Origin of the sequence: Streptomyces sp. (assembly GCF_031178505.1) — a bacterium.
In the GTDB taxonomy this organism is placed as follows: Bacteria; Actinomycetota; Actinomycetes; order Streptomycetales; family Streptomycetaceae; genus Streptomyces; species Streptomyces gulbargensis.
This window is the reverse complement of the sequence record NZ_JAPSIW010000782.1, coordinates 1-3170: the sequence shown is the minus strand read 5'-3', so window position 1 is coordinate 3170 and position 3170 is coordinate 1. Positions and strand designations below refer to the sequence as shown.

General features: G+C 69.5%; 1 protein-coding gene. It reads right to left on the bottom strand.

Features of this window, described 5'->3' with window-relative positions:
• Window positions 1-171 precede the first annotated feature (171 nt).
• On the bottom strand, window positions 172-3170 hold a 2999-nt coding region (gene drmA, locus RIF68_RS32225), incomplete at its 5' end, for a DISARM system helicase DrmA (protein WP_309054807.1).

Sequence of the window (3170 nt, the reverse complement as noted above, 5' to 3'; positions counted from 1 at the left end):
GGAGGCGGGGCTCATCGATGTCGAAGTCGGTGACACCGGAGTGGCTCCAGGAGTCGATGCCCCGGATGAGCACCGAGAAGTTCGGCAGGTCGACAAGGGCACCGACACCGGCGGTGAACATGAGGTGGCTCGGCCGTACGGCACCGACCCTGCGGTTGCTGCCCTGGGTGCTCATCGCTGTGCCTTCCTGACCGTGTCGGCCGCAACGGGCCCGTACTCGTCGCTGTCCACGGTGGCCGCCGTGTCGGGGTCGGGGTCGGAGTCGGTCGCGGGCGTGCCGAAGTTCCAGTCGGGACCGCCGCCCGAGGACTCCTCCAGGAACACTCCGCCGCCGGGCAGGAGCAGATTGATCTCGTTCTCCGTCTCACGCATCGACATGCCGACGGTGAGCTCGGTCCACCGGGATCCGTCCGCCCGCCTGAGCAGTCCGTTCACGACGGTCGTCCTGTGCTTCTCCTTGCGGTAACCGAGTGTCGATGTGCTCTCGTCCCGCTTTCGGCGCCATTCGTCCTTCAGCCGGTCCAGGCGTTCACTGAGGTACTGGCGGGGCCGGTCACCTCCCACTCGTTCCGCCCTTTCCAGCAATCGCCGTTCGACGTCCTGCGCGAGCGGGCCGTCGAGGTCGACACGGTGGGCGTCGAGGTTGCGGGAAGTCTCGTACGTCGCGTGCCGCAGCGCGGCGACATAGGTGGCCGCGACGCCCCGGTCGAGCGCGCGGCGGGTGTACGGGGTGACGGAGAGGGCCTCCACCTGGCGGTAGAACGTCGCGTGATAGTGCTCGAAGTCCTCGTAGTGCGCGAGGTCGCGGGGGCGCGACCAGTTGTAGAGGGTCACCACAAGGCCTGGACGCCTGGCGTCACGACCGACCCGGGAGGACGCCTGGATGTACTCGGCGGTGTTCTTGGGCTGGCCGACGACCAGCATCAGGCCGAAGCGAGAGACATCGACACCGACCTGCAGCATGGAGGTGGCGAGGACGACGTCCACGGCCTGCCGGACGGTCGGCGTCATGGAGGCGCGGGGTTCGCGCTTCTCCTTCACCGCGGCCCCGTACTCGCGCAGGAAAGCTCGCCGTCGTACCGAGGTGTCGCGCTCGGGGTCGAACTCGATCTCCAGCCGCTTCAGAGCGGCGCCGATGTCCGTTGAGGAGATGCGCGAGGTCAGCTCCTGGATGCTGAGCATCCCCGCCTTGCTCACGATGCGGTCCGAGAGGGTGTCCTGGCCCTTGCGGCTGCCGTTGGCCCGAACTCGGGTGGTGATGTCGTCGTCCATGTAGCGTCGCATACCGGCGAGTTCGCGGGTGGCGTTGAAGTAGCCCACGAGTGTCATGTACGGGTCCGCGGGCCTGCCGTAGTCGTCGAAGAGCTGCTGTCCCGCGAGCAGGAGGATCTCCGCGACACGGATCTCCGCGGCCTTCAGCCGTGTGCCGTGCGCGCACACGCCCAGGTAGCGGCGGCCGGGGTTCTCCCGGCTGAGGTCCACCTGCCGGGAGAAGAAGGTGTCGCTGACGTCCAGCACCTGAGGTGGGAAGACGGCGACCTCGCGGCCGAAGACACCGCGCACCTGGTCGGCGGCCCGCTTGGTGGTCGCGGTGGACGCGACGATCTTGGGGCCGGTTTCCTGGCGCCGTCCGTGGGCGTCGGTGAAACTCCACGTGCACAACTGGTCGACGGCGGCTTCGAAGAGGCCCACGGTGGTGCCGAGCGCTCCGGAGATCAGGTGCAGCTCGTCCTGGATGATCAGGTCCGGGGGCCGCAGGCGGGTGACGGGCTGGGCGGTGACACCGGGCAGGTCGCCTCTGGCGTTGTGCCGTCCCCCGCAGCCGGTCTTGGCGTCCAGGTCGTCATGGCGGTAGCCGTGGCGGGGGCACAGCTCGGTGACCCTGCCGAACAGCAGGCCCGCGTAGCCGTTCCACGGGAGCTGAGCGAACTTGTCGACCGTGGCGATCAGCATCGAGGGCGCAAGCCGGTAGATCTCCTCGTCGACCGTGAGGACGGGGATGCCCTCGCCGGGCGCTTCGCGACGGGAGAAGGGGCAGCGGTCCTCCCCCTCCCCGCGCGGGCAGTACAGCAGGATCCGCCGGCGCCCTTCGTCGTACTCCATGTTCGAGCGGGCGGTCAGTCCACTGCCGCACCAGGGGCAGGTGAGAACCTGTAGGACGCGGGCGTGCTTGTCGCTGGCGCTTTCCTTGGCCTCCGCGATCTGCTCCTTCGCCTCCTCGAACCAGTTCGGCGAGACGGAGGTGCCCACCCAGAGTCCGATGCGGAACGGGGTGGAGCCCCAGCGCCGGTCCCGCGTGCACTCCTCGCGGCGCAGCACCTCACAGGCGCTCACCAAAGCCGCCGCGCGCTGGAACTGTTGGGCGGTCAGCAACCGCAGGGTGTAGCGCATGAGCACGCCCACCCCGGCCTCACCGCTGCGGGCCTCGGTTCCCGAGCCGATCGTCCCCTGCAGGCGTCTGAGCGCGAAGGTGTAGGCGGCAAGGCCCAGGTACGCTTCGGTTTTGCCACCACCGGTCGGGAAGAACAGCAGGTCGACCAGTGCCTGACGGCCGGTGCCGCGGTGCGGGTGGCCGGGCTGGGTGAGGGAGGCGATGTTGAGCAGGACGAAGGCGAGCTGGAACGGACGCCAGCTGGCCCCGGCCTTGCCCTTCGCGTGGACCTCTTCCCGGGCTTCCCGGTAGGAATGCGGGTCGTTCTCACGACCGGCGCGGGCGGCGGCGACGGCGGTGTTGCGCCGCTGCAGCGCCATGGCCCGGTTGGCGAACCGGAAGGCCGTGAGGGCCGTGTCGTCGGCGACGAGCCGGTCGATGCCCAGCGTGATGCGGTCGCAGACCTCGAGCGCCTGCTCGATCGCTACCTCGGCCGATTCGCGCAGGTCGTCGGGGAGCGAGCGGGCGGCCCTGCGCTGCTGTTCCAGCCAGGTGCCGTACCCGTCGGCCAGCGGAGCCAGGGCGGCGCTGAGTTGGGTACGACGGTCGGGCACGGCGAGTGCGGCCAGTTCGTCCATACCCAGCTCCAGGCCCTGGAGCAATTTCTGCTCTTCAAGGGCCGGCGCGGTGGTGGCCCGCACGTCGTACTCGGGGAGCCAGACGGTGGTCAGGCGGTGGGCGTTGCGTTCGCCGTCGCGGACGTGTGCGTGAACGGCGACATTGCGGCCCTTGGCGTGGC